The sequence below is a fragment of the Clostridium sp. CM74B_53 genome, from assembly GCF_036318045.1.
GTDB lineage: Bacteria > Bacillota > Clostridia > Lachnospirales > Lachnospiraceae > Pilosibacter.
Genome location: NZ_JAWQDE010000019.1, coordinates 1 through 24,779 on the forward strand (window position 1 = coordinate 1; position 24,779 = coordinate 24,779).

Consider the following 24,779-nt stretch of genomic DNA (forward strand, 5'->3'; position numbering starts at 1 on the left):
CATGGTCCTCATCGTGATTCCACTCTTCCAGGGTGATATGATATTTGGGCGCGATATATTCAAAGATTTCTCGTGCGCGACCCGAGATCGGATCATTCAGGACCTTTTTCCGGTACTTTACGACCAGGATCAGATGATAATAGAGTAAAAATACTGAATGTGCATTATTGTCAAGTTCTCTCATATTTATCAGTCTTTCTTTCTATTTCGACTGATTTAATTATATCACAAATGAAATCATTTGTCTATTACATTTCAGAACATTTGTTCTGCTCAATCTGCAATCTATTTTCCCTTCAGGCTTCAGGCTTATTCATTGTATGCAGGATTGATGATATAGCACGACTGCAAAAATCAATATATGAGAAGTTTACAACACACAGCACAACTATGTGCAATAATCTGATATTTACATGCCAACTATGGCACTATGCAAGAGATGGCAATTCATCTCACCACCTATAGAGGTGGGAGAATTCTTGCTGATTCTTGTTAAATTTGCCAGAATGAAAATCCGACTGGCGGAACTGATACCTGTATCATAGCATAGATGGTGTCCTATAAAATCACCAGCCATCATGAAAAAGCAATTTTCTGCTACTCATTTTCTCAGTTTTATGTTAATATAAGGACAGTGTTTCGGGATGGAGCAGAATCATGGAGGAATGAGCAAATGGAACCAATGTATCTGTCAATCCGGCCAGTAGAAACCGGGAAGCGGATCAAACAGTTACTCTCGGAGCAGAACTATACGATCCGTGAAATCCAGGGAGCTTTTGGTTTTGAAAACCCGCAGGCGATCTATAAATGGATCTCCGGAAAATCTCTGCCGAGCCTGGATAACTTTATCATCCTCAGCAGACTGTTACATACCAGTATCGAAGATATCCTCGTCATTGACGGGGATATTTCTTTTTCACGGATCTTCTTAAACTACAGGTTCAATGACATTCCGGCTCGTCTCTCTTATAATCATACTATAAGAAAACGATACGGAAAAAGTGTAAGGAGAGAAAAAATTATGAAAAATTTTTTGAAACTGGGCGGACTTTCCATCCTCTCTTGCCAGTACATGTACGTCGACCATGAAGACTATCTTGCAGATGCTCTGTTTGCGCAGAATCAGGTTCCCGTACGATTCGGTCATGAATTTAAACGAAATGGTTCTCCGTACTGCATTATTACCTGCCGGGTATGGAAGAAGGACATCGCCGGTTTTGAGAGGACCATGGAATCACTGTATAACAAGATGCTCCTGCTCGGTCATAGCGATTATGCGGAATTCTGTGAAGAACTTATGGGAATGATCGAAAAGGAACGAGGTGCTGCATGATAAAAATTTACGAGTCCTTTTTAATTCTAAAACAATTGTGGATGGACTTTTTTAAAGAAAATATCTCTCAATTTAAGAAAATAGTGTTCTATAGCAAACTTTAAATTTCTTTTTGTATTTGATAGGACTAATTCACAATATTAACTCTACTATTACAATGCAATCGGCTATTTTTCTTTGAATTGACACTCTATTTCAATAAAAGTATAGTCAACTTGCATCTTCCATTGTTCTGTATCTCTCACCCCATATTATTGCGTAAAACTCGGGTTTTGCGAAATAATATGGGCCGTTTCGGCGGGTTATGAGCCAAATTGTTTTAATTGTGTGCGCACACCTTTGAATTTTCTGACGTTTTATCTGCTTTTTTACACCTTTTCCCTGTATTCAACTCTGTTCTCTCCGCTTTTGCCTGCTTTTTCTCTGGCTTTTGTCCTTTAATAGTTATGTATAGCAATATCTATGTATAACATGTATATCATTCGCATGATCAAGTTGACTCCTCTCCCATGCCATGCTATACTAAGAACAATTCAGGAGGTACGGTAAAATGAGCACAGAAAAGAATGAAAAAGAGATCCGGCAGGTCAATTTTCGTATCGACCAGGCATCTGCGGACGCGTTCAGGTCGTTCTGCACTGCAAATGGAATGAATCAGGCACAGGGATTCGATCATCTGATCCAGGTGTTGGAGTTAAATAACGCAAAGGCAGCGACCCCGGGGCGTGCCGTTGAGATAGAAAATTTTGAGCGGTTGACAAAAGATCTTCTTGCCGCATATCTCACAAGTCTTGAACTTGGAAACACGACGGAGGCCCGCGTGGCGGAGCGTTTTAAAACGGATCTGCAGCGGAAAGACCGGACGATCGATGAACTGCGGGAAAAGGCCGATCAGGCTGTGGACGAAAAAGAGAAACTTGCCGGATCGTTTGAGACGTTGACCAAGGAGAAAAAACAAATCGAAGAAAATGCTCTCAGTATGAAACAGGCGATGGAGGCTGCCCGGAAGTCGGCCAATGATCTGGAAGAACTGAACCATGTGCTGAGAGACCAGGTGGAACAGCTTCAGAAAAAGGCGGCCCATTATGACGAGATCGTTAAGATCAGTGCGGCGATCAAATCAGAAAATGAACAGCTGAGCAGGCAGCAGGAAGAACTCTCTCGTCAGCTCGCGAATGAAACTGCGGCAAAAAAGGATTACGAAGAGCAGATCGGGAAACTTACAGCCATGGTCCGGGATCTGGAACATGCGGCTGCTGAAAATAAAATGCAGCTTGCCGGGTTAAACAGCCAGTTAAAGGAACAAGAGACGGACTGCCAGAACCGTTTAAAGCAGGCACAGATGCAGGCGGATCTTGCGATGGAACGGGCTGTTGCAGCCAAAGAACGGGAAATGCAGGAAGAATTCCGCAAGCTTGACCGGGAAAATGCCCGCCTCATCGCGGAACTTGAACATTTCCGGGCATCTGCTGATGCTTCTTCCGGCAAAAATTCAGGGAATATTAAGGAGCAGACAGTATGAGTGAGTCGCAGTACTTTGCACAGCGGGATCAGAAAAATGAAGAAAAGCTGAAGGCAATGCTCTCTGCTCTCCCATCCTGCTGTACAGACTTTTTTCGCGGGATCGAGCCGTCGACATCTTCCATGACCCGGCTGTCCTATGCGTATGATCTGACGATGTTTTTTCATTTTCTGAAGGAGATAAAGGAGGAATGGAAAGAAATTCCGTTGGAGCAGCTGCAGACGGAAGCTCTCTCGCAGATTTCCGTGCAGGATATCGAGCGTTACCTGGAAGATCTCAAATACCGCCCGAATGATCCGGAACACAAGAATATGAACAGGGAACAGGGGATCAAACGGAAGTTCTTTTCACTGAAGAGTTTCTTTGGATATCTTTGCCGCGTGGGACTTTTAACGGTAAATCCGACACTTTCCATGCAGATGCCGCGGACTCATGCCAAAGAGATCGTCCGGCTCAATTCGGAGGAAATGAAGGAGCTGCTGGCGGAAGTTGACAGCGGATCCGGCCTGTCAGGCAGACAGAAAGCGTTTCATGAACGGACCAGACTCCGCGACAGCGCTCTCCTGGCACTGATGCTGGGAACCGGGATCCGCGTATCGGAATGTGTCGGACTGAATCTGGATGATGTAGACATGAAAGAAAGCGGGATCCATATCCGCAGAAAAGGCGGCAAGGAGACGACCGTGTATTTCAATGCGGAGGTGGCAAGGCGCCTGAATGAGTACCTGTCGGTCCGGACCGGCATCGAGACATTGCCGGAACAAAAAAATGCCCTGTTTCTCTCCCTGCGCAATCAGCGGATCACGGTGCGGAGCGTGGAATACCTTGTAAAGAAATACGCATCGATCATCGCACCGAAAAAGAAAATAACGCCGCACAAGCTGCGGAGCAGCTATGGCAGCGCTGTTTATAAGGAGACCAACGATATCTACCTGGTTGCAGATATTCTTGGCCATAATGATGTAAATATTACAAGAAAATTCTATGCGGCGATCGAGGAAGACCGGAGAAAGAGTGTGAAGAACCTGGATATTCTGTGAGTATCCGGGTTTTCCGTATTTCTGATCATTACGTCGTCTTTTAGACTTCTGTCTTTTTCGAGACCATTTCAAAAATCGAAAAGCGTCTTCGAGACGCATTTCAGAAATTGATACCGTTTTTCGGATATTCTCTACGCATCCTATACCAATGCCCCCTGCTTTTTCAAAACCTCCTGAACGTGTTTTATCTCTGCCGTTCCCTCCAGGGCATGACATGCGGCGGCAACTCCGGCGGCGTGTCCGGTTGCAAAGCAGGTTCCCATGACGCGGACTGCCGCAAATGCTGCTTCATCGGAAGAAATCATACGGCCTGCACCGTATAGGTTTTCGATGTTTTCTGACTGCAGTGCACCAAGTGGAATGTCGAAATAGCTTCCTTCCTTCACATCCAGATAAGTTGCCATCTTGTCAACATCTTTATGGATCTCCGGTTTCCACCCACAGCGGGCTACACTGTTCTGGCACTTTTTTCCGGTAAGCACATCATCCACGGTAAGGGTTTCTTTTCCGACCATTCTTCTCGTTTCCCGAAAACCGATGGACGGTCCGATGACCGCTAACTCTGCGTGCTCCATGCCAGGCATGTAGGTTTTTAAGGCCTGTACATAACTGAGCACCTGTTTTCTGGTTTCCCGCTCCATATGGGTAAGGTCTGCGGCTGTCAGTCCCTCCGGAATTACACTTGGAAGAAGCACACTGACAATATCAGAATGCTCTTTTTTCAGGATAAATCCCTTTTCTCTTGTAAGGTTCGGGATTCCTGCCTCCTTGGCCTTTCTTACTGCACGCCCCACAGCTTCAGGTGACATGTCACAGTTCGTGTTGACACCGCTTAACCGGAATGGCATGGTTGCCGCCTGCGGGTGTCCGTCGTCTCCGCCCCATATCAGTTTTGCCCCGGAGCGATGAGCGAGATTCGCATCTCCGGATGCATCCACAAAGGTTTTTGCCATTACGGTAAAGCTTCCCTCATCATCGGAACACTGAATAGAAACAATGGATCCAAGTTCCACCTTCGCACTGGTCATGTATGTATGCAAAAAGTAATCCACATGTTCTTTTTCCAACAGATTGTCCATCGCACATTTTAAGTATTCGGGCTGGAAATTGACATTGTAGTTTCCGGTCGCGGAAATGACATAGTCCACGGTCGGCCCAAGTGCCCCCATCTCATCTAACACGAGCTGCCCTACGCCCTCAACGACACGAACCGGATTCTTTCCGCAGGTAAAAAAGCCGCAGAAGGTGCTGACCCCGGAATGGGTCGCCTCTCCGCCAAGATAAGCATTTCTCTCGATCAAAAGTGTTTTCGCTCCGGTTTTCGCAGCGCCGACCGCAGCAGACACACCGGCTGTCCCGCCTCCAACAACAACGACATCATACTGATATAAACGTTCCATAGTAAGCTGTACTCCTTTTTCTGTCAATATCCTAATATTACATTGAAACATGCGATCATGCATGGATTTGAAATCAGCGGATAAAAAATGTGCCGCAGCACCATGAAAAGGTATCTGCGGCTTTTTTGAGCTGCCGGCGGCAGTTATACGTTTGGGCTCTTTTCTAATAAAAGCCGGTAAAGCGTCGGCTCCGCATGGATCGCCTCCAGGATCGCTTCGATCTCCTTCCGGTTCTCCTTCTTCTTTTCCTGCTTTACAGCCCGGATCAGGAGGTTCTTTGGCGTGTGTTCCATGTCGATGAATTCCAGGATCTGGACCCGGTACCCCATGGCCTAGAGGATCTCCGCGCGCAGGGCGTCTGTGTAGAGGGCGGCCATGCGCTCTTTGATGATCCCGTAGCGGAATACCGGGGCAAAGAGATCGCTCTTCATCTGCTTATTGACCTCATGCTGGCAGCAGGGAACAGATAAGATCACCTTTGCGTTCCAGCGGACTGCCTTTTCCAGCGCGTAGTCCGTCGCTGTGTCACAGGCGTGCAGTGTCACGACCATATCCACCTGGTCAGTGCCCTCGTAGGAAGCGATATCGCCGTGAAGGAATTCCAGGGAGTCATAGCCGAACTTCTTTGCAAGCTGCGAGCAGTGCTCGATCACGTCTGTTTTCAGATCCAGACCGGTGATCCGCACCGGGTATCCCTTTAAGACCTTGAGGTAATAATACATCGCGAACGTCAGATAAGACTTTCCACAGCCGAAATCGATGATCCTCGTCTCTTTATTCTTATCAAGCTTCGGGAGCACGTCCTCGATAAATTCGAGGAAACGGTTGATCTGGCGGAATTTGTCGTACTTCGCATGGACGATCGCCCCGTCCTTCGTCTGGACACCGAGCTCCACGAGGAACGGGACCGGGATCCCCTCTTCGAGGATGTAGCGCTTCTTCCGGTTATGGGAAAGTCCGTTCGCCCAGGCAGCCTGAAGAGCCGCGTCGGAAGCGTCGGAACCATTCGTTCCGGAAGCTGATGCCCCATTTCCGGAGGTATTCCCGGAAACCGGCTTTTTCTTTACCTTAACAGTCACCTTTCCCTTTTTGCTCACAAGAACGGAACCGCTCTTATCTCTCGCCTCGAGCTGGAGCTGGCGGAAACTTGTTTCCATGAGACCTTCCAGATAGGCAGCCGCTTCTTCGGCTGTCAGATTTTTGTGGAAAGCCTGTTTTCCGATAAATTCCTCCGCCTGAAAATGCAGGACGCCCTTTGCCAGTACCGGGCGGATCCGTGCCTTCAGAAAATCATTTTTCTCCGCCTGACCGCTGGCAGTCGCCTGGATCAGGTTTTCATTTAAAAAATCAGTGAGTACACTGTGAAGTTTTCTCTTTTCCATCACTTTTTCTCTCCCCAGCCGCCGCGCAAAAGTTCCGGATGATCCGTCAGATGGGCAAAATCGTTAAAACGGTTTAACAGCATTTCGCCGTCGGATTCCCGGTAATAAAATTCCGTGATGCCGCAGTTTTCCAGATGTCTCGCAAGAAGCGGAACATACGCCCCGTCCATGTGAAGATAGTGGGTCACAAGACTCCGGATCACGCCTCCGTGGGTGACGACAGCGACCGTCTCCGCGCCGGACTTTGCGATTTCGTCCATGACCGGAACGGCACGACGGATCACATCCGCCGCACTCTCTCCGCCCGGATATGGAAGATCCTGTTTCATGGACGCTCTCGCGGCGAAAAAGTCCGCGTAGCGCTCCATGATCACATCGTCCGAAAGTCCCTCAAGATCACCGAAAGAGATCTCGCGGAGTCCTTCCCGGATGATCCTCGGTGCACGGATCTTCTCATTGATGATATCAGCAGTCTCGCGGGCACGGATCAGGTCACTGGACCAGACGGCGTCGATGGATTCCTTTTTCAGTCTCTTGCCGAGGAGCTCGGCCTGCCGCCTTCCTGCATCGGAAAGCGGCACATTTACGTTGCAAAGCGGGCTGTTCTGCCTGCCGTGACGGATCAGATAGATTCTCATAGTTTCTCCTGTTTAGTTCTTAAAGCTGTGGATCGGTGCCGGGATCCTTCCGGTCCTGTTCACAAATTTCTCACAGCTGAATGAGTTGACCGGCATGATCGGCGCATGTCCTAAAAGACCGCCGAACTCGACCGTCTCGCCGACGCCCTTTCCAATCACCGGGATCAGGCGGACTGCTGTCGTTTTCTGGTTGACCATACCGATCGCCGCCTCGTCTGCGATGATGCCGGAGATCGTCGCTGCGCTCGTATCTCCAGGAACTGCGATCATGTCAAGACCTACAGAGCATACGCAGGTCATCGCTTCCAGTTTTTCGATCGTAAGAGCGCCCTCGTTGACCGCATCGATCATTCCCTGGTCCTCGCTGACCGGGATGAAGGCGCCGGAAAGTCCGCCGACGTAGGAGGAAGCCATAACGCCGCCTTTCTTTACCTGGTCATTTAACATGGCGAGAGCGGCTGTTGTACCCGGGGCACCTGCGCGTTCCAGACCGATCTCCTCCAGGATCTCAGCGACAGAATCGCCGACAGCCGGTGTCGGAGCCAGGGACAGGTCGATGATGCCGAACGGGATCCCGAGACGCGCGGATGCCTCTTTCGCTACGAGCTGGCCGACACGGGTGATCTTGAATGCCGTCTTTTTGATCGTCTCACATAAAGTTTCGAAATCAGCGCCGCGAACAGACTGGAGAGCCGTCTTTACAACGCCCGGTCCGGAGACGCCGACGTTGATGATCGCGTCTGCCTCTGTAACGCCGTGGAATGCTCCCGCCATGAACGGGTTGTCGTCCGGTGCGTTGCAGAAAATAACAAGCTTTGCGCAGCCTAAGCAGTCGTTGTCTTTCGTGTACTCTGCGGTTCTTACGACCATCTCGCCCATTAAGCGGACTGCATCCATATTTAAACCGGTCTTTGTGGAGCCGACATTGATGGAGCTGCAGACAAAATCGGTCTCTTTTAACGCCTGCGGGATGGAGCGCATCAGGTTCTCATCAGCTGTTGTCATGCCCTTGGATACAAGAGCGGAATATCCGCCGATAAAGTTGACGCCTACAGTCTTTGCCGCACGGTCCAGGGTCTTTGCAATCGTCACAAAGTCCTCCGGGCTCTTGCAGGCTGCTCCGCCGACAAGGGCGATCGGTGTCACGGAGATCCTCTTGTTGACGATCGGGATCCCGAAATCGCGCTCGATCTGTTTTCCGGTCGGGACCAGGTCCTTTGCGAGTGTCGTGATCTTGTTGTAGATCTTTTCGTTTAATTTTTCGAGATCGGAGTCACAGCAGTCCAAAAGGCTGATGCCAAGAGTGATGGTGCGGACATCCAGGTTCTCGTGCTCGATCATATTGTTAGTCTCGTTGACTTCCAGATGTGTAATCATAATTGTTTCCCTCTCCTCAAGCTGTCATTAGATACGATGCATTTTTGTAAAGATCTCTTCACGCTGGCACTTGATGTTGACGCCGATCCCGGCACCGATCTCATCGAGTCCGGAAGACATTTCATCGAAGGAAACGTTTGCTCCGCTTCCGTCCACGATCATCATCATGTTGAAGTATTCCTGGACGATGGTCTGGGAAATATCAAGGATATTAATTTTATGGTCCGCAAGATATGTACATACCTTTGCGATGATGCCTACGGTGTCTTTTCCTACTACGGTGATAATAACTTTATCCATGGAAATTTTCCTCCTTGTGTTGTGCCTTCCGCGTATTGTGATCCGGATCCGTCCGGACTGAGATCGTTGCCGGAACATATGGATCCCGGGGAAAGGTAGCTTTATGCAGTGATAAAGCGTAAAATTTTCTTAAAATATATCATTATAGCCGGTATGATGCAAGTGTTTTTTCGCAGCATCAGCAAAATCTGCTACAGACTGATGATCTCCGACATCTCATCTCTCTTTGCGACTGCCAGGTGAAAATCATCCGCATGGTATGGGCAGTCTCCCATGTCGATCTCCAGCCGGACGGTCTCATAGGCCAGCTCCGGCATGTTGTTCTCCTTGCTCAGATGTCCCAGCAGGATGTGCTTTAATCGGCCGCTCAGGATGCAGTTTAAGAGGCGTCCGGCGTTCTCGTTGGAGAGATGGCCGAAATCTCCCATGATCCGGCGTTTTAAGTAGTATGGGTACGGTCCCGTCTCCAGCATCCGAAGGTCATGGTTGGACTCTAAGAGCATCGCGTCGAGATCGAGGAGATGGTCGATCGTGTACTGGTTGAAATGTCCAAGGTCCGTTGCGACTGCCACAGACTTATTTCCCGACTGGATCCGGTAAGCGACCGGGTCGGCCGCATCATGGTCGATGTGGAACGGCTTGATCGTCAGATCCCCGAGGGAAAATTCGGTGTCCGGCAGGATCGGGTGCAGCAGCTCCTCCGGGTATTCGCCGAGGCCTTTGATCTTCCGGATCTCGTCGAGTGTCCCTTCTGTGGCGTAGATCGGGACTTCATATTTTCGCGCAAGGACGCCCAGCCCCTTTACATGGTCGGAATGTTCATGGGTGATGCAGATGCCGTCCAGTTCGCTCGTCTTTAAGCCGACCTCGTTAAGACCCTGCTCGATCCGCTTTGCGCTGATGCCGGCGTCGATCAGGACGTGGCTCTCCTCCGTCCCTGTGTAGATGCAGTTTCCGCTGCTTCCGCTGGCAATACTAACAAATCTCATGGTCAAGGATCTCCTTCAGCTGTCGTTTGATATCGGATTCGTCCCCGTTGTTGTCGATGACACGGCTGCAGAGCGCGCGGTATTCCTCCTCCGACGCCTGCCTTCCGATGATGTCCTCGCATTTTTCACGGCTGTAGCCGCGGTTTTCCATCAGGCGGACGATCCGGTTCTCTTTTGTCGTGTAGACGTACCAGAGCTCGTCAAAGAAGTTCTTCGGCGCAGTGTCAAAGACCGCTGCCTCGATGATCACGAGGTTTTCACTGGCGGCCTCCGCCTCTTCCTTCATCGTCTTCCAGACTAACGGATGGATGATGGAGTTCATCGTCTTTAATGCTTCTTTATCCCGGAAGATCAGGTCCGCCAGCGCTTTTCGGTCCACGGCTCCGTCCGGGGTGAAAAATGACGTTCCAAGCGCCTCTGTGACCTTTCTGAGTCCCAGACTTCCCGGCTCCATGAGATCGTGGGCCACAAGATCCGCGAGAATGATCTTCGCCCCGAAATCGTTCTTCAGTACCGCGAGCACACTGCTCTTTCCGGCTCCGACTCCGCCGGTGATCCCAATAATTTTCTTCTGTTTCATCTATTTCGCCTCAAACCAGTTTTTTCCGTCATGCATGTCGATCTCCAGCTCCACTTTTAAGGATGCCGCATGGTGCATTTCTTCGGAGAGGATCTTCATGACGATCTCTTTTTCGTCCTCCGCCGTCTCGACGAGGAGTTCATCGTGCACCTGCAGGATCAGTCTAGAACGGAGATTTTCCCTTCTTAACCGCTCGTCCACCCGGATCATCGCGATCTTGATGATGTCGGCAGCCGTTCCCTGGATCGGGGAGTTCATGGCTACACGTTCTCCGAAAGAACGCTGCATGAAGTTCGAGGACTTTAACTCCGGTACCGGGCGGCGTCGTCCGAACATCGTGGTGACATATCCCTGCTCCTTCGCGTGGGCAACAAGGCTGTCGAGGAAGGTTTTTACCTGCGGATATGTCTCAAAATAGCGAGCGATGTAATCCATGGCCTCTTTTCTGGAGATGCTCAGGTCCTCGCTGAGTCCGAAGGCGCTGATCCCGTACACGATCCCGAAATTCACGGCCTTCGCGTTGCGTCGCTGTAACGGTGTGACCTCATCAAGCGGGATGTGGAATACCTGGGAAGCTGTGATCGCGTGGATATCCTGGGCGGTCTTATACGCCTCGATCAGGCGCTCATCGCCGGACATGTGGGCGAGGACGCGCAGCTCGATCTGGGAGTAGTCGGCATCCAGGAAGATAAATCCATCGCGCGGGACAAAGACTTTCCGGATCTCTCTTCCGAGTTCCATGCGGATCGGGATGTTCTGGAGATTCGGCTCCGTGCTGGAAATCCGGCCGGTCGCCGTGATCGTCTGGTTGAACCGGCTGTGGATCCGTCCGTCTTCCCGGATATAGGTTCCGAGACCGTCCGCGTAGGTGGAATTCAGCTTTGTATACTGTCTGTAGTCCAGGATCTTCTGAATCACCGGATAATCCGGGGCAAGTTTCTCCAGAACATCGGCCGCTGTGGAGTAACCGGTCTTCGTCTTCTTTCCACCTTTGATCTGCATTTTTTCGAACAGGATCTCGCCGAGCTGTTTCGGGGAGTTGATGTTAAACTCCTGTCCGGTCATCTTCCAGATTTCCCTCTCGAGGACTGCAATCTGTTTCTTTAACTTTTCTCCGTAAGCGGCAAGTTCTTCCCTGCGGACTGCGATCCCCTCCGCTTCCATATGGAACAGGGTATAGATCAGAGGGAGCTCGATCGTGCGGTACAGCTCTTCCATTCCATCTGCCGTCAGACGCTCCAGGAGCGGTTTCCCGGCCGCAAAGGCTGTGTAGGCCATAAGTCCCGCCATACGGGTGAAATTCTCCGGTTCCTTCGCGTATGCGTCCTCACAGGACAGCTTTTTGATCAGGTCTGCCCTGGACGGGACCGTCATCCCGAGAAGATCTCTCGCAATGTCGTCATAGCCGTAGGAATCCTTTAACGGGTTTAAGAGATATGCCGCAACCCCGGCGTCATAGACCGTGTCCCCGTAGGAAAGATCCGCGAACGGCAGGGAGTGCTTGAGATCCAGGACCCAGGCATGACCCGTTCGGCAGAGTTCCTCATATTTTCCGGCGATATAGCTCTCCGTCATAAAGCCGCCGACCGGGAAGATATAGCTTCCGGTCTCCTCAAAACATAAGGCGAGGGCTGTCACGGAACCGTTTTCTGCAAGAAGTTCCATTCCGATGCGGTCCGCCTTTTTTGCTTTTTCAAAGAGCGCATCCGCCTCGGAAAAATCCTCCACAAGAACAAACTGTTTCTCCGGTCCGCTTTCATGTTTGATCTCCTCGCCGAATCTCGCCGCGATCGACTTGAATTCCAGGCGTTTCATATATTCATACGCTTCCGGCGTGTAGAGATTTTCCAGTTTCGCATCCGCCATGGAAAATTCGATCGGGGCGTCAATGCAGATCCTTGCGAGCTTTAAGGAAAGATCTGCGAGATCCTTATACTCTTCCAGCGCCTTTTTCGCGCGCGGCGGTTTCACTTCGTCGAGATGCGCGTAGATGTTTTCCAGGTTCTGGTACTGGACAATGAGGTTTGTCGCCGTCTTCTCACCGATGGACGGGACGCCCGGGATATTGTCGGACTGGTCGCCCATCAGGGCTTTCACCTCGATAAACTGTTCCGGCGTCACCTGGTACTCCCGGATCACGTCCTCCGGGTAATAATTGTGGACCTCCGTCGTTCCGCGGCTCGTCTTCGGGAGACAGATCCTGATATGGGTGTCGGAAAGCTGCAGAAGGTCCCGGTCTCCGGAGAGGATCGTCACCTCATAGCCCTCTTTCTGCTCCCGCTTTGCGATCGTTCCGAGGATATCATCCGCCTCATAGCCTTCTTTTGTGAGGATCGGGACACCCATGGCGGTCAGGACCTCCTTCATGAGCGGTACCTGTTCATGAAGTTCCTCCGGCATCGGTTTTCTTGTTCCCTTGTAGGCATCAAACATTTTGTGGCGGAACGTCGGGGCTTTCAGGTCAAAAGCCACCGCAAGGTAGTCCGCTTTCTCCTCATCGAGAACTTTAAATAAAATATTTAAAAAGCCATAGACCGCGTTCGTGTGGAGACCTTCCGAATTTGTCAGGTTCGGCACACCGTAGAATGCGCGGTTTAAGATACTGTGACCGTCGATCAATACGAGTTTTTCCATGTTCACTCCTCTAAAATCTATAGATATCCCATCGTTGTCCAGATGCGGAGCTGCAAAAGGATCATGACGATGAGTGCCATTCCGCACAGAGTCGAGATCGCGTAGGATGCGATCTGGAATGTGGAGATATGGCGCAGGGACCGGTAGGATTCCGCTACCTTTCGTTTCAGATCCCCCACGATGTCATATGTTCCATCCGCTTCATCCAGCTTTTTTAACCCCACATCCACCATGTAGTGGATCTCCAGTTCTTCCCTGCAGTTTTCACACGTTTTGATATGGTCCAGGAAATCTTCCAGCTCCGTCGGGGACAGTTCGTCCTTCATATACGGAACTACCATCTTTTCTGCTTCCATACAGGTCATGGAACACACTCCTTTCAGCCTGAATATACGCGGATCCCGGTTCATTGTCCGCGTAAACGCAAAAAGACACGACCATCTAATGAGAGTCATGTCTTTTCGTTTCTGCCGGCGGCCGGACTTGAACCGGCACGAAGTTACCCCCGTCAGATTTTGAGTCTGATGCGTCTGCCATTCCGCCACGCCGGCATATCTTCGCGGCTGTATATTTCAACAGCCGCATATAAGTTTATCATAAGAACATGAAAATTGCAAGCAGTTTTAGTGATGGAACAGACGGATGCCTGTGAATGCCATCGCCATTCCGTACTTATTGCAGACTTCGATCACATTGTCGTCACGGACAGATCCGCCCGGCTGTGCGATATATTTTACGCCGCTCTTGTGTGCGCGCTCGATATTGTCGCCGAACGGGAAGAAGGCGTCAGATCCGAGAGCCACATCCTGCATCTTGTCGAGCCATGCGCGCTTCTCTTCTTTCGTGAATACCGGCGGCTTCTCCGTGAAGACTTTCTGCCATTCGCCGTCAGCAAGAACATCCATGTACTCGTCTCCGATGTAAACGTCGATCGCATTGTCGCGGTCCGCACGTTTGATCTTGTCGATAAACGGAAGATTTAATACCTGCGGTGCCTGGCGGAGGAACCAGTTGTCCGCCTTCTGGCCTGCAAGGCGTGTGCAGTGGACACGGGACTGCTGGCCGGCGCCGATACCGATCGCCTGTCCGCCCTTTACATAGCAGACGGAGTTGGACTGGGTGTATTTTAAGGTGATCAGGGAGATCATAAGGTCGATCTTTGCGGAATCCGGGATCTCCTTGTTTTCTGTCACAACATTGGATAAAAGGTCTTTGTCGATCTTTAAGTTATTTCTTCCCTGCTCGAAGGTCACGCCGAATACCTGCTTGTGCTCGATCGGAGCCGGAACATAGGACGGATCGATCTGGATCACATTATATTTTCCATTCTTTTTCTGTTTTAAGATCTCAAGAGCTTCCGGTTCATATCCCGGAGCGATCACGCCGTCGGATACCTCGCGTTTGATAAGCTTTGCGGTGTCAACATCGCAGACATCGGAAAGGGAAATAAAATCTCCGAAGGAAGACATACGGTCTGCGCCTCTTGCTCTCGCGTAAGCACTTGCAAGCGGGGAAAGCTCACCGAGATCGTCCACCCAGTAAATCTTTCTTAAAACTGCATCCATCGGAAGACCTACTGCGGCACCTGCCGGGGAAACATGCTTGAAGGAAGTAGCTGCCGGAAGACCTGTCGCTTCCTTTAATTCCTTAACGAGCTGCCAGCCGTTCAACGCGTCGAGAAGGTTGATGTAGCCCGGTTTTCCGTTTAAGACTGTGATCGGAAGATCACTTCCGTCTTCCATGTATACACGGGACGGTTTCTGGTTCGGGTTGCATCCGTATTTTAATTCCATTTCATTCATGATTTGTTTTTCTCCTTTTGATACGACTAGTGATTTTTATTTACGATTCTTGTCTCATACTTTCCGGTCTCGATATCAATGAATCTGACAAAGAGGGAAACCTTGTTGTCCTCATTCAGACTCTCCCATACATTCTTTGTGAAGCTGTCGATATCGCCCTCGATGGCAATGCGTTTCGGCTCACCCTCAAAGCTCGGAAGCGGATTTCCATCGTTCATGTAGGTGTGGATGAAACGTCCCTCACCGCTTAATGGCTTCTCATATGCGTATGTAAAGCGGCTGCAGCTATCCGGGTTTCCATCACTGCTCTTTAAGATGGACATTGCAAAATTGTAGTTCCCGTTCTCAATGTGCATGATTCCGGAGATGCGCGGAGTGTAGTTCGGGCCGTCCGGCTCAAACTCGCGGCAGCGCAAGGACTGCTCGAAGGTCTGCTGGCGGTCCATTCCCTCATAGATCGTATCGGTCTGGTCGCCGTTTGTCACGATGGTCTTATTTCCGAGAACGCGCACCGGGGCGTAGATAATGAGGCTCGGGTCCTCGAGCTTTGACGGATCAAACGCCTGGGTACGGATCCCCTCACCGTCCTTCACAAAGACACGGTTGCGGCTGTTGCTGCTTCTGCCCATGATAAAATATGCGGTCACAGCTGTTTTTCCATCGGCTGATTTACCGATCACGATTCCTCTTCCCGGATAAGAATTGTTTTTTAACTCCTCTGAAAGTGATAATAACTTCATGGAAGTACTCCTCCTGTTTTCGTATAAGATCACCGGAATTTGTACCGGCGACGGGTTTTAATTTTATGATAACATACTTCCTGCAGATTGAGTATTTAAAATTACTTATCAACGATCCCGGCGTTTCCTTATGAAATGCTTTCATTTATTTAACAAAATCGTAATGTGGCGTTCATGTACAAGAGGCAGGTCTTCATGATATAATATAACTGTCTTAGAAAGATAAACCTGGTACCGGACAAGCTTTCTTCCATTCGCCTATTCCGGTGCCGCATTAAAATACGATAAAAGGAGCTGATCTTCTTATGAGAAAAAATCTTTATAAATTTGCCGCTTTAACAATGTTTGCCGCATTATCCATCACCGCATGCAAAAAACACGAGGCTGTGGACATCTCTGGAATTCATACGTCCGCTGCGGAGACCATGGCGGAAACTACTTCCAATGAAACAAAGGCTGATCCGGCAGCAGACAATTCAAAAAGTGACTCCTCAAAAACTGATGCTTCAAAAGCCGGATCTTCTGAGGTCGAGACGCAAAAGGATTCCAACGCCTCCGACGCGTTAAGCGTGAAATCGAAGATCGCGACCGAAAAGACCGGAAAGGTCTCCATCGAATACCCGATCCTCTCCAATCTCCGTGATGCATCCATGACCCAGGCCGTCAATGAGCTTTTAAAGAAAGAGGCGACCTCGATCATCACTGCCTGGGAACTGGACACCGAAAAGGATGAGGTTTCCATCAACTGCGATCTGGTATCCCTCGATAAAAACAAGGCGGTATTTACATTCCACGGAATGGTAAACGTTGCAGAAACAGCCCATCCGTCAAATGTGCGCTATGCCGTCTCTGTGAACTTAAATACAGGATCACCAATCGGTCTGACTGCGTATGCAGATGCGGATTCCATCGCGGAATATCTTTCTTCCGATAACGTTGTGGTGGTAGAACCGGCGGACACAGCAGCTGAAGTAAAGGATTCCATCAAGTCCAGTGGAAAAGAACTCTGGCAGACGGTTTTTGCAGAATGTGATTTTACTTCCGTAAAGGACGGGACATTCCCACAGGCGTTTTCCTACGAAAAAGACGGAGATATCTACCTGATCGTTCCGGTGAGCCATGCGGCGGGTGATTATGCCCTTGTAAAATATTCACCGGAAACAAAATAACAATAGATGATCTGAGAAACGATCCGGTTGATTTCTATCCTGCGTTTTGGTATGATAAAGGGAAGGAAAAAACATGATCTGCCAATCGGTCTATAGGCTTTGGCAGATCACAGAAAGGCTGGTATCTATTAATGGAAAATGTAACGTATATTGACCACCCGCTGGTTCAGCACAAGATCTCCATGTTAAGAAAGAAGACCACAGGAACAAATGAGTTCCGTACTCTTGTTGAGGAGATCGCAACTCTGATGGGATATGAGGCACTCCGCGATCTTCCGCTTGAGGACGTTGAGGTCGAGACTCCGATCGAGACCTGTATGACTCCGATGCTTGCCGGTAAGAAACTTGCGATCGTTCCGATCCTGCGCGCAGGTCTTGGAATGGTAAACGGTGTCCTTTCCCTCGTTCCTTCCGCAAAGATCGGTCATATCGGTCTCTACCGCGACGAGGAGACTCATGAGCCGCACGAATATTTCTGCAAACTCCCGAATCCGATCGAGCAGAGAACGATCGTTGTCACAGATCCGATGCTCGCGACCGGCGGTTCCGCAGTCGCTGCGATCGACTTTATCAAGCAGCACGGCGGAAAACACATCAAATTTATGTGCATCATCGCCGCTCCGGAAGGAGTAAAGAAGCTTCATGAGGCACATCCGGACGTGCAGATCTATGTCGGCCATCTCGACCGTGAATTAAACGAGAACGCGTACATCTGCCCGGGTCTTGGTGATGCTGGCGACCGTATCTTCGGAACAAAGTAATTGATCCGTGAATATCCGGAACATTCCGGTCTTTTCTCCTGAGAAGATCGCGAATGCCAGGCTTTAAACAGATAAAAGACAAAAACCACGATACCTGTTTTTTGGCAGGCATCGTGGTTTTTCTTTTACCTTTTTTATTTACGCGAACAACGAGCCAAAGTCTGCGCTTGCGCATGACCTTGGCGACTGTTGCGATAACAAGGGGAAACTCGCGAAGCGTGTTTTCACTTGTTTGCCGGGACTTGTTCTTTTTATCTGTTTTCAGAGAAAACAGTTATTCCTGTACTTTCTTTGCGATCTCGCCCTGTTTTTTATAGATAGAGTTCTCATCCACACATCCGCGGACGCTGGACAGCGGGTAGATATTGCAGTTTCTGCCGATCACAGTGCCGGGATTCAGGACGGATCCGCATCCAACTTCCACGCAATCGCCGAGCATGGCGCCGAATTTCTTGATCCCGGTCTCGATATCGCCGTCCTCCGCATGGACTTTGACAAGCAGTTTATCGGACTTTACGTTTGAAGTGATGGAACCGGCTCCCATGTGGGCGCGGTATCCGAGGATCGAATCCCCCACATAGTTATAGTGAGGAACCTGCACCTTATCGAACAGGATCACATTTTTGAGTTCTGTGGAGTTTCCGACAACAGCGCCCTCTCCGACCAACGCATTTCCGCGAAGGAATGCACAGTGGCGAACTTCCGTGTCCTTTCCGATGATGATATTCTCACCGAGATATGCGCTCGGCATCACCTTTGCAGACTTGTGGACCCAGACGGTCTCTCCGCGCTTTTCATATTCATCCTCCGGGAGTGTCTTTCCAAGCTCAAGGATGAACTCTTTGATACGGGCCAGTGCCTCCCACGGATAGGTGAACTGGCGAAGGAAGTCTGCAGCCTGGGTGTGGGAAAGATCATAGAGATCCACGATTTTTGTTTCTTCTTTTTTCATATCATTCTCCAATCTGCCGTCTGATCAGACGACGCAAGCGACCGTACCCGGCGCGAGAATGTGCCAAAGCACATTTTTTACAGGCATGTTCCTGCTACTTTTTATAAAATTGTGCCGCAGCGTCAAAGTAAGGGCGCAGCATATAGGCATTGTTCGTCTGTTTGACGCCGTTTGTCCGGAGTGTCACAAAGCGCTCCAGTTTTTCCATGTATTCATCCGGCGTGATCGTTCCCTCCGCCACATACGTCAGGCCTTTTTCCCAGCTCGCCGTGAGTTCCGGATTTAAGAGCTGCCTCATGGATGCCTGACAGACATCAAAGACGATCTCTCCGAGGAGTGTCGGCGTGATGACCTGGGTCTTCTTTGCCAACGCCAGATATTTGATGTTGAACAGCTTTTTCAGGATCTCCGCGCGGGTGGCGCTTGTTCCGATCCCGCTTCCCTTGATCTGGGCGCGCAGATCTTCATCCTCGATGAGCTGACCTGCGTTTTCCATTGCAAGGATCATGGAACCGGACGTATAGCGCTTTGGCGGGGAAGTCTCGCCTTCTTTTATCTCAAGCTTTAGGAGCTTTAATTTCTGTCCCTTTTTCAACCCGGAGAGCATGGCAAGAAGATCCTTTGCTTTTTCATCATGACCCGGATCCAGCTCCTCCGCCTGGGAATCCTGGGACGCACCGGAATTTTCCGCTTTGCTGTTACCGCTGCTTTCCGCCTTCTTTTTTGACGGGACATTCGCAACTTCCAGATATCCCGCTTCCGCGAGGACCTTGTAGGCTGCAAAGAACTGTTCCCCCTGTTTTTCGATCCGCAGGGAAAACTTCTGGTAGACGGCCGGCGGATAAAAAATGCTCAAAAACCGGCGTCCGATCAGCTCATACACCTTTGCAGCCAGCGGATTCAGACTTCGCAGCGCTCCGAATCCCTGACCGGTCGGGATGATCGCATAGTGGTCAGTGATCTGTTTATCATTCACATATTTTGTCTTCGCGATCTGCTTCCATGTTCCGCTGTCAAGTGCCTTCGCGGCAAAATCCGCGAGAGGAGCAAAATTCCGGAGACCGCCGATATTTTTATAGATCTCCTTCGATACTGCGGTGGAGAGGACTCGTGCATCGGTTCTCGGGTATGTCACCAGCTTTTTCTCGTAGAGTTCCTGAATGATCTTTAGAGTCTCATCCGGACTGATCTTGAACATTTTTGAACAATCGTTCTGGATCTCGGCGAGATTGTATAAGAGCGGCGGATTTTTCGTCTCTTTTTTCCGGTCCAAAGCGAGAAGTGTTCCCTCCATCGGATCGGCACTCAGGAACCGGATCAGCTCTTCCGCCGTCTTTTTCTCCTTAAATCCATTCTCCTTGTAGAGCGCCGGTGTTCCAAAATACCGGGAACCTTCCACGGCTCTCCACTCTGCCTCGATGACTGCTGTCTCGTGATCTGGGACATCGAAGGAGCCGATGACGCGGTAGAACGGAGTCTTTACGAATTCACGGATTTCCCGTTCCCTGCGGACGACCATGCCGAGAACGCAGGTCATCACGCGTCCCACAGAGAGCACCGCCCGCTTTTCCCGGAGATAGGACGCCACGGACGGACCGTATTTCAGGGTGAGCACCCTGGAAAAATTGATGCCCATGAGGTAATCCTCTTTTGCCCTGAGATATGCGGACGCCGCGAGATTGTCATACTCTGCGAGGTCCTTCGCCTCTCTCACTCCGCGCAGGATCTCCTCCTCCGTCTGGGAGTCGATCCAGACACGGCGGCGTTTTTTTCCTTTTACGCCTGCCATCTGCTCCACCAGGCGGTAGATATATTCTCCCTCACGCCCGGAGTCAGTGCAGACATAGATCGTGTCCACGTCCGCCCGGTTTAAGAGCCCGCTCACGATCGTAAATTGTTTCTTCACATCGTCGATCACCTGGTATTTGAATGTTTTCGGAAGAAACGGCAGAGTTTCCATGCTCCAGCGTTTCAGGGCCGGATCATACGCATCCGGGTAACTCATGGTCACCAGATGTCCGACACACCAGGTCACGATCGCCTGATCGGACTCGATATATCCGTCTCCTTTTCTCCCGGAAACCTTTAAGGCCTTCGCAAATTCCTGGGCAACGCTCGGTTTTTCGGCGATAAATAATGCTTTTCCCATGAAACCTCTTTCCTAGTTATCTTATTCTCTCCCACCCCGGACCGCAATTCTCCGGGATGAAAGGATCGTTATTTTTTTCTTCTGCGGAAGCTCCGACAGGATTAGTGCCGCAAACATCAGGGCGCATCCGACTAACATCTTTCCGGTCAGCACATCCTTTAAGAAGATCACGGAAAACAGTGTCCCAAACACAGATTCCAGGGAAAGAAGGATCGCCGATGTGGAGGCGCTTAAATATTTCTGACCGATATTCTGTAAGAGATACGATACGGTCGTCGAGAAAACTGCAAGGTACAGCAGGCCTACGATCAGAGACTGATTCGCCAGGACCGCGAAATCAAAGGATCCGTCGAGAAACGGCGCACAGATCCAGTTGATGATGGCAGCCGCAAGGATCTGGATCACGGTCAGTGCGATCGGATCATGGTGCTCCGTGAATTTGTCGATAAATACCATATGGACTGCGAACATCAGACCGCACACCAGTGTCAGAAAATCTCCGAAATTGATCGTGAGGTCGCCCTGCAGAGATAAAAGTGCGAGACCGATGACTGCGATAAACGCTGCAGCGATATTTCGCCCTGTCGGTCTCTTTTTGCTGACGATCCAGTAGAAAAACGGTACAATGATCACATACAGGGTCGTGATAAAGGCGTTTTTGCTGGCCGTCGTGTATTTCAGACCGTAAGTCTGGAACTGGTAGGACAGGCAGAGGAATATTCCCAGGATCGCGCCGCAGAGGATCGTCTGGCGGTCCGCTGCGAACAGATTTTTATGAAATAACAGGGCAAGCAGGACCGCAGACATGGAAAAACGGATCGCCAGAAGATACGTCGGCGGGATCAGATCCACGGAATTCTTCATCACAACGAAGGCAAAACCCCAGATCATGGTCGTCAGGATCAGCCCCAGTGATGCCAGGATCCTGACGCTGCGTTCATTTAAATTTTTCATTTTTGGTCCTTTACTCATGAATATAGAAATGGTATCCTGTCACGGATTTCCACTCTTTTCCAGCTTTTACGATCGGTGACGGGAAATGAGGCTTGTTGACTGCATCCGGGAAGTTCTGGGTCTCAAAGCAGAAAGCAGTTCTCGCATGGTAGAAAGCACCTGATTTTCCGTTCCCCTGCTCCAGCCAGTTTGCCGTATAGAACTGGACCCCCGGCTGATCCGTATAGACATCCATGGCTCTTCCGCTTTCCTCGGAGAAGATCTGCGCGGAGAGGGCAAAATCACCGCGGACGTGGGAGAGGCACCAGTTATGATCATAGCCATGTCCCTGAACAAGCTGGTCGAAATCTTCATCGATCCGCTCTCCGATCACATGAAAGTCCGTAAAGTCCATCGGAGTTCCCTTTACCGGAAGAATCTCACCGGTCGGGATCGACGTCTCATCGGACGGAGTATAAAAATCGGCAAGGATCCGCGCCTGGTGCTCCAGGACAGAACCGCCATTGTTTCCAAGAAGGTTAAAGTATCCGTGATTTGTCAGGTTCACAGGCGTATCCGCATCGGAAAGAACGCGGTAAGTCAGTGTCAGCATATCCTCGTCAGTCAGCGTGTAGGTGACGGATACGATGGCGTTTCCCGGATAGCCCTGATCCCCGTCCGGACTTAAGAGTGTAAAAGTGACGCTGTTTTCCGACTCTTCCTTCGCATTCCAGAGTCTTGCGTCGTAGTAATCAAGACCGCTGTGGAGATTATTCGGACCGTTATTGATCGCCAGTGTGTATTCGGTCCCGTTCAGGGAAAATCTTCCTTTTCCGGTGCGGTTTGCGATACGACCGACGACGGAACCGAAGTGCGGACCGTTCTTTAAATAACCGGCAGCATCGTCAAACCCCAGCATCACATCGTCCATAACCCCGTTTTTGTCCGGAACGATCATGCGGACCCAGACAGCCCCCAGATCTGTGACGGATGCCATCAGCCCGTTTTTATTTTTGATCGTGTAGAGGCTTACTTCTCTTCCATCCGGCATCTCCCCAAAATGCTCTTTTGTTACTGACATGATAATACCTCCTCTGCGTAAAAAGAGCCCGCGAAAAAGCGGGCCCCTTGTTTTTATTTTGCTGTGATATATCCCTGCTTTGTGAGAAGCTCTGCGCAGAGGACTGCTCCGCCTGCAGCGCCGCGGACTGTATTGTGGGACAGACCGATGAACTTCCAGTCGTAGACGGTATCTTCTCTTAAACGTCCGATGGATACGCCCATTCCGTTCTCGAAATCGACATCCAGCTTAACCTGCGGACGATTGTCCTCTTCCATGTACTGGATGAACTGCTTCGGTGCGCTCGGAAGCTCTAACTCCTGCGGAAGTCCCTTGAAGTTTACGAGTTTTTCGATGAGCTGTTCTTTAGATGCTTTCTTTCTGAACTTTACAAATACAGCAGCTGTATGACCGTTTAATACCGGCACACGGACGCACTGGCATGTGATCACCGGCTCTTTTGCCTTTACGATCACGCCGCCCTCTAAGTGGCCCCAGATCCTGAGCGGCTCCTGCTCGCTCTTCTCTTCCTCGCCGCCGATGTACGGGATCACGTTCTCGACCATCTCAGGCCAGTCCTTGAAGGTCTTTCCTGCTCCGGAGATCGCCTGGTATGTAGTAGCGACTACTTCATACGGCTCAAACTCTCTCCATGCACTGAGGGCCGGAGTGTAGCTCTGGATCGAGCAGTTCGGTTTTACCGCGATGAATCCGCGTGTTGTGCCGAGTCTCTGCTTCTGGAATTTGATCACGTCAAAGTGCTCCGGGTTGATCTCCGGGATCACCATCGGAACATCCGGTGTCCAGCGGTGAGCGCTGTTGTTGGATACAACCGGTGTCTCTGTCTTTGCGTAAGCTTCCTCGATCGCACGGATCTCTTCTTTTGTCATATCAACGGCGCTGAATACGAAATCAACGGTCCTTGATACGGCATCAACGTCGTTTACATTCATAACGACTAAATTTTTTACTTTTTCCGGCATCGGAGTCGTCATTTTCCAACGGCCTCCAACAGCCTCCTCATATGTCTTTCCTGCAGAACGCGGGCTGGCAGCCACGGTCGTCACTTCAAACCATGGGTGGTTTTCAAGGAGAGAGATAAATCTCTGTCCTACCATACCTGTTGCTCCAAGGATACCAACTCTAAGTTTCTTTTCCATCACACATATCTCCTCATCTTTGCCTGACAGTCATCTTCAGTTGACGGCTTGCCATTTTTCCACCCGTCACGGACATATGTCTCCATGTACGCAACATTCGTGTTGATGTCTATCCTAACTCAAAATGACAAAAAATGCAAGCATTAAATGACCTCAAGCGCTACGCGGATCATATCTGCAAAGGAAGTCTCGCGTTCCTCGGCGGTCGTCTTCTCTCCTGTCACCATGGAATCGGATACGGTCAAGATGGAGAGTGCCCGCGCTTTTCCGAGGGCAGCGTTCGCGTAGAGAGCAGCTGTCTCCATCTCCACTGCGAGAACTCCCATATCGGCGAACTGGAGTCCGTCATGCTTTTTCTTTTCCGGCTCATAGAAAAGATCCGATGTGAGGACATTTCCTACATGGTAAGGAAGATTTTCCTGCTCCGCATTGAAGACTGCCTTGATCAGAAGACCAAAGTCTGCGATCGGAGCGAAGTCTCCCGGAAGTCCGAATTCCTTCACATAGTTTGTCTGTGTGCACGCGCCCATGGCGAATACGAGATCACGGATATGAACATCTTCGGAGATCGCTCCTGTCGTGCCTACACGGATCAGTTTCTTTACTCCGTATCCCTCGATGAGCTCGTGGGTGTAAATTCCGATCGACGGGCATCCCATTCCCGTTCCCATGACGGAAACAGGTTTATCACGGTAAAATCCGGTATAACCGAACATATTTCTTGTGGTATTAAACTGTCTTGCTCCTGCAAGGAAATTCTCAGCGATAAATTTTGCACGGAGCGGATCGCCCGGAAGTAAGATGGAAGGTGCGATCTCGCCTTCTTTTGCTGCGATATGAGGTGTTGGTACGTTCATG

Annotated in this window: 24 protein-coding genes and 1 tRNA gene; 5 read left to right on the forward strand and 20 right to left on the reverse strand. The window is 50.2% G+C overall.

What is annotated here, in order from left to right; translation table 11 throughout:
* A partial coding sequence (locus tag V2546_RS13480; protein ID WP_215703475.1) for a transposase occupies nt 1–184 on the reverse strand: 184 nt, incomplete at its 3' end.
* Nucleotides 185–673: 489 nt separating this feature from the next.
* Between V2546_RS13480 and V2546_RS13485 the strand changes: the two genes are divergently transcribed.
* The 3 genes from V2546_RS13485 to V2546_RS13495 all read left to right on the forward strand — a co-directional run bounded on the left by V2546_RS13485 (nt 674) and on the right by V2546_RS13495 (nt 3,895).
* Nucleotides 674–1,333 (forward strand): helix-turn-helix domain-containing protein, encoded by a 660-nt coding sequence (locus V2546_RS13485; protein ID WP_252197360.1) that lies wholly within the window; start codon nt 674–676, stop codon nt 1,331–1,333.
* Between the two features lie 550 nt (nt 1,334–1,883).
* Entirely contained in the window at nt 1,884–2,855 is a 972-nt protein-coding gene (locus tag V2546_RS13490; protein ID WP_329752600.1) for a hypothetical protein, read from the forward strand.
* Complete coding sequence (locus tag V2546_RS13495; RefSeq protein ID WP_329752601.1) at nt 2,852–3,895, forward strand: tyrosine-type recombinase/integrase; 1,044 nt, start codon at nt 2,852–2,854, stop codon at nt 3,893–3,895. Before V2546_RS13490 ends, V2546_RS13495 begins: the two co-directional genes overlap by 4 nt.
* A gap of 140 nt (nt 3,896–4,035) precedes the next feature.
* Here the strand turns inward: V2546_RS13495 and V2546_RS13500 are convergent, their stop codons facing one another.
* From V2546_RS13500 to V2546_RS13555, 13 genes are all read right to left on the reverse strand, one after another.
* Nucleotides 4,036–5,295 carry an FAD-dependent oxidoreductase gene (locus V2546_RS13500; protein WP_329752602.1) on the reverse strand — a complete coding sequence of 420 codons (1,260 nt, stop codon included), beginning with the start codon at nt 5,293–5,295 and terminating at the stop codon, nt 4,036–4,038.
* A 143-nt stretch (nt 5,296–5,438) separates the two neighbouring features.
* On the reverse strand, nt 5,439–5,624 hold the full coding sequence (locus V2546_RS15760) for a hypothetical protein (protein ID WP_486463596.1): 186 nt from the start codon (nt 5,622–5,624) through the stop codon (nt 5,439–5,441).
* Nucleotides 5,625–5,627: 3 nt separating this feature from the next.
* Nucleotides 5,628–6,677, reverse strand: a complete 1,050-nt coding sequence (locus tag V2546_RS13505) for a class I SAM-dependent methyltransferase (RefSeq protein WP_486463597.1) — start codon at nt 6,675–6,677, stop codon at nt 5,628–5,630.
* Nucleotides 6,677–7,315, reverse strand: coding sequence for a histidine phosphatase family protein (locus V2546_RS13510; RefSeq protein WP_118532709.1), 639 nt, complete (start codon nt 7,313–7,315; stop codon nt 6,677–6,679). Before V2546_RS13510 ends, V2546_RS13505 begins: the two co-directional genes overlap by 1 nt.
* 12 nt (nt 7,316–7,327) lie before the next feature.
* Nucleotides 7,328–8,692: a PFL family protein gene (locus V2546_RS13515; protein ID WP_118532711.1), complete on the reverse strand. Its 1,365-nt coding sequence runs from the start codon at nt 8,690–8,692 to the stop codon at nt 7,328–7,330.
* 27 nt (nt 8,693–8,719) lie between these two features.
* Nucleotides 8,720–8,992, reverse strand: coding sequence for an ACT domain-containing protein (locus V2546_RS13520; RefSeq protein WP_118298173.1), 273 nt, complete (start codon nt 8,990–8,992; stop codon nt 8,720–8,722).
* Nucleotides 8,993–9,183: 191 nt separating this feature from the next.
* On the reverse strand, nt 9,184–9,981 hold the full coding sequence (locus V2546_RS13525) for an MBL fold metallo-hydrolase (protein ID WP_329752603.1): 798 nt from the start codon (nt 9,979–9,981) through the stop codon (nt 9,184–9,186).
* Nucleotides 9,968–10,561, reverse strand: coding sequence for a dephospho-CoA kinase (coaE, locus tag V2546_RS13530; protein WP_329752604.1), 594 nt, complete (start codon nt 10,559–10,561; stop codon nt 9,968–9,970). Before coaE ends, V2546_RS13525 begins: the two co-directional genes overlap by 14 nt.
* A complete protein-coding gene (gene polA, locus V2546_RS13535; RefSeq protein ID WP_329752605.1) occupies nt 10,562–13,195 on the reverse strand; it encodes a DNA polymerase I in 2,634 nt (877 codons plus the stop codon).
* Between the two features lie 17 nt (nt 13,196–13,212).
* Nucleotides 13,213–13,560, reverse strand: a complete 348-nt coding sequence (locus tag V2546_RS13540; RefSeq protein ID WP_118532717.1) for an anti-sigma factor family protein — start codon at nt 13,558–13,560, stop codon at nt 13,213–13,215.
* Nucleotides 13,561–13,663: 103 nt separating this feature from the next.
* Nucleotides 13,664–13,746: transfer RNA gene (locus V2546_RS13545), tRNA-Leu, on the reverse strand.
* A gap of 72 nt (nt 13,747–13,818) precedes the next feature.
* Nucleotides 13,819–14,997 carry a phosphoribosylaminoimidazolecarboxamide formyltransferase gene (locus tag V2546_RS13550; RefSeq protein WP_329752606.1) on the reverse strand — a complete coding sequence of 393 codons (1,179 nt, stop codon included), beginning with the start codon at nt 14,995–14,997 and terminating at the stop codon, nt 13,819–13,821.
* Nucleotides 14,998–15,023: 26 nt separating this feature from the next.
* Entirely contained in the window at nt 15,024–15,737 is a 714-nt protein-coding gene (locus tag V2546_RS13555; protein ID WP_118298167.1) for an IMP cyclohydrolase, read from the reverse strand.
* A gap of 305 nt (nt 15,738–16,042) precedes the next feature.
* Between V2546_RS13555 and V2546_RS13560 the strand changes: the two genes are divergently transcribed.
* Together V2546_RS13560 and upp are read left to right on the forward strand one after the other, a co-directional pair.
* Nucleotides 16,043–16,906: a hypothetical protein gene (locus V2546_RS13560; protein WP_118298166.1), complete on the forward strand. Its 864-nt coding sequence runs from the start codon at nt 16,043–16,045 to the stop codon at nt 16,904–16,906.
* Between the two features lie 131 nt (nt 16,907–17,037).
* On the forward strand, nt 17,038–17,667 hold the full coding sequence (gene upp, locus V2546_RS13565; RefSeq protein ID WP_117470249.1) for a uracil phosphoribosyltransferase: 630 nt from the start codon (nt 17,038–17,040) through the stop codon (nt 17,665–17,667).
* 274 nt (nt 17,668–17,941) lie between these two features.
* Here the strand turns inward: upp and V2546_RS13570 are convergent, their stop codons facing one another.
* The 6 genes from V2546_RS13570 to deoD all read right to left on the reverse strand — a co-directional run bounded on the left by V2546_RS13570 (nt 17,942) and on the right by deoD (nt 24,778).
* Nucleotides 17,942–18,619, reverse strand: a complete 678-nt coding sequence (locus V2546_RS13570; RefSeq protein ID WP_118532721.1) for an acyltransferase — start codon at nt 18,617–18,619, stop codon at nt 17,942–17,944.
* Nucleotides 18,620–18,713: 94 nt separating this feature from the next.
* Nucleotides 18,714–20,768 (reverse strand): DNA topoisomerase, encoded by a 2,055-nt coding sequence (locus V2546_RS13575; protein ID WP_118532723.1) that lies wholly within the window; start codon nt 20,766–20,768, stop codon nt 18,714–18,716.
* Between the two features lie 21 nt (nt 20,769–20,789).
* On the reverse strand, nt 20,790–21,722 hold the full coding sequence (locus V2546_RS13580) for a DMT family transporter (protein WP_118532803.1): 933 nt from the start codon (nt 21,720–21,722) through the stop codon (nt 20,790–20,792).
* A gap of 10 nt (nt 21,723–21,732) precedes the next feature.
* Nucleotides 21,733–22,782 (reverse strand): aldose epimerase family protein, encoded by a 1,050-nt coding sequence (locus V2546_RS13585; RefSeq protein ID WP_118532725.1) that lies wholly within the window; start codon nt 22,780–22,782, stop codon nt 21,733–21,735.
* Nucleotides 22,783–22,835: 53 nt separating this feature from the next.
* Entirely contained in the window at nt 22,836–23,921 is a 1,086-nt protein-coding gene (gene asd / locus V2546_RS13590) for an aspartate-semialdehyde dehydrogenase (RefSeq protein WP_118298162.1), read from the reverse strand.
* Nucleotides 23,922–24,064: 143 nt separating this feature from the next.
* A complete protein-coding gene (gene deoD / locus V2546_RS13595; protein ID WP_329752607.1) occupies nt 24,065–24,778 on the reverse strand; it encodes a purine-nucleoside phosphorylase in 714 nt (237 codons plus the stop codon).
* Between the last annotated feature and the right edge of the window lies 1 nt (nt 24,779).

What these genes read in the sequence shown, in the direction of transcription:
- coaE (WP_329752604.1), bottom strand. Translation starts at nt 10,561, where the DNA reads ATGAAACAGAAGAAAATTATTGGGATCACCGGCGGAGTCGGAGCCGGA.
- V2546_RS13490 (WP_329752600.1), top strand. Translation starts at nt 1,884, where the DNA reads ATGAGCACAGAAAAGAATGAAAAAGAGATCCGGCAGGTCAATTTTCGT.
- V2546_RS13570 (WP_118532721.1), bottom strand. Translation starts at nt 18,619, where the DNA reads ATGAAAAAAGAAGAAACAAAAATCGTGGATCTCTATGATCTTTCCCAC.
- V2546_RS13515 (WP_118532711.1), bottom strand. Translation starts at nt 8,692, where the DNA reads ATGATTACACATCTGGAAGTCAACGAGACTAACAATATGATCGAGCAC.
- V2546_RS13510 (WP_118532709.1), bottom strand. Translation starts at nt 7,315, where the DNA reads ATGAGAATCTATCTGATCCGTCACGGCAGGCAGAACAGCCCGCTTTGC.
- V2546_RS15760 (WP_486463596.1), bottom strand. Translation starts at nt 5,624, where the DNA reads ATGGGGTACCGGGTCCAGATCCTGGAATTCATCGACATGGAACACACG.
- V2546_RS13560 (WP_118298166.1), top strand. Translation starts at nt 16,043, where the DNA reads ATGAGAAAAAATCTTTATAAATTTGCCGCTTTAACAATGTTTGCCGCA.
- V2546_RS13585 (WP_118532725.1), bottom strand. Translation starts at nt 22,782, where the DNA reads ATGTCAGTAACAAAAGAGCATTTTGGGGAGATGCCGGATGGAAGAGAA.
- V2546_RS13555 (WP_118298167.1), bottom strand. Translation starts at nt 15,737, where the DNA reads ATGAAGTTATTATCACTTTCAGAGGAGTTAAAAAACAATTCTTATCCG.
- V2546_RS13550 (WP_329752606.1), bottom strand. Translation starts at nt 14,997, where the DNA reads ATGAATGAAATGGAATTAAAATACGGATGCAACCCGAACCAGAAACCG.
- V2546_RS13580 (WP_118532803.1), bottom strand. Translation starts at nt 21,722, where the DNA reads ATGAAAAATTTAAATGAACGCAGCGTCAGGATCCTGGCATCACTGGGG.
- V2546_RS13520 (WP_118298173.1), bottom strand. Translation starts at nt 8,992, where the DNA reads ATGGATAAAGTTATTATCACCGTAGTAGGAAAAGACACCGTAGGCATC.
- V2546_RS13540 (WP_118532717.1), bottom strand. Translation starts at nt 13,560, where the DNA reads ATGACCTGTATGGAAGCAGAAAAGATGGTAGTTCCGTATATGAAGGAC.
- V2546_RS13500 (WP_329752602.1), bottom strand. Translation starts at nt 5,295, where the DNA reads ATGGAACGTTTATATCAGTATGATGTCGTTGTTGTTGGAGGCGGGACA.
- V2546_RS13495 (WP_329752601.1), top strand. Translation starts at nt 2,852, where the DNA reads ATGAGTGAGTCGCAGTACTTTGCACAGCGGGATCAGAAAAATGAAGAA.
- upp (WP_117470249.1), top strand. Translation starts at nt 17,038, where the DNA reads ATGGAAAATGTAACGTATATTGACCACCCGCTGGTTCAGCACAAGATC.
- V2546_RS13505 (WP_486463597.1), bottom strand. Translation starts at nt 6,677, where the DNA reads ATGGAAAAGAGAAAACTTCACAGTGTACTCACTGATTTTTTAAATGAA.
- V2546_RS13485 (WP_252197360.1), top strand. Translation starts at nt 674, where the DNA reads ATGGAACCAATGTATCTGTCAATCCGGCCAGTAGAAACCGGGAAGCGG.
- deoD (WP_329752607.1), bottom strand. Translation starts at nt 24,778, where the DNA reads ATGAACGTACCAACACCTCATATCGCAGCAAAAGAAGGCGAGATCGCA.
- polA (WP_329752605.1), bottom strand. Translation starts at nt 13,195, where the DNA reads ATGGAAAAACTCGTATTGATCGACGGTCACAGTATCTTAAACCGCGCA.
- V2546_RS13575 (WP_118532723.1), bottom strand. Translation starts at nt 20,768, where the DNA reads ATGGGAAAAGCATTATTTATCGCCGAAAAACCGAGCGTTGCCCAGGAA.
- V2546_RS13525 (WP_329752603.1), bottom strand. Translation starts at nt 9,981, where the DNA reads ATGAGATTTGTTAGTATTGCCAGCGGAAGCAGCGGAAACTGCATCTAC.
- asd (WP_118298162.1), bottom strand. Translation starts at nt 23,921, where the DNA reads ATGGAAAAGAAACTTAGAGTTGGTATCCTTGGAGCAACAGGTATGGTA.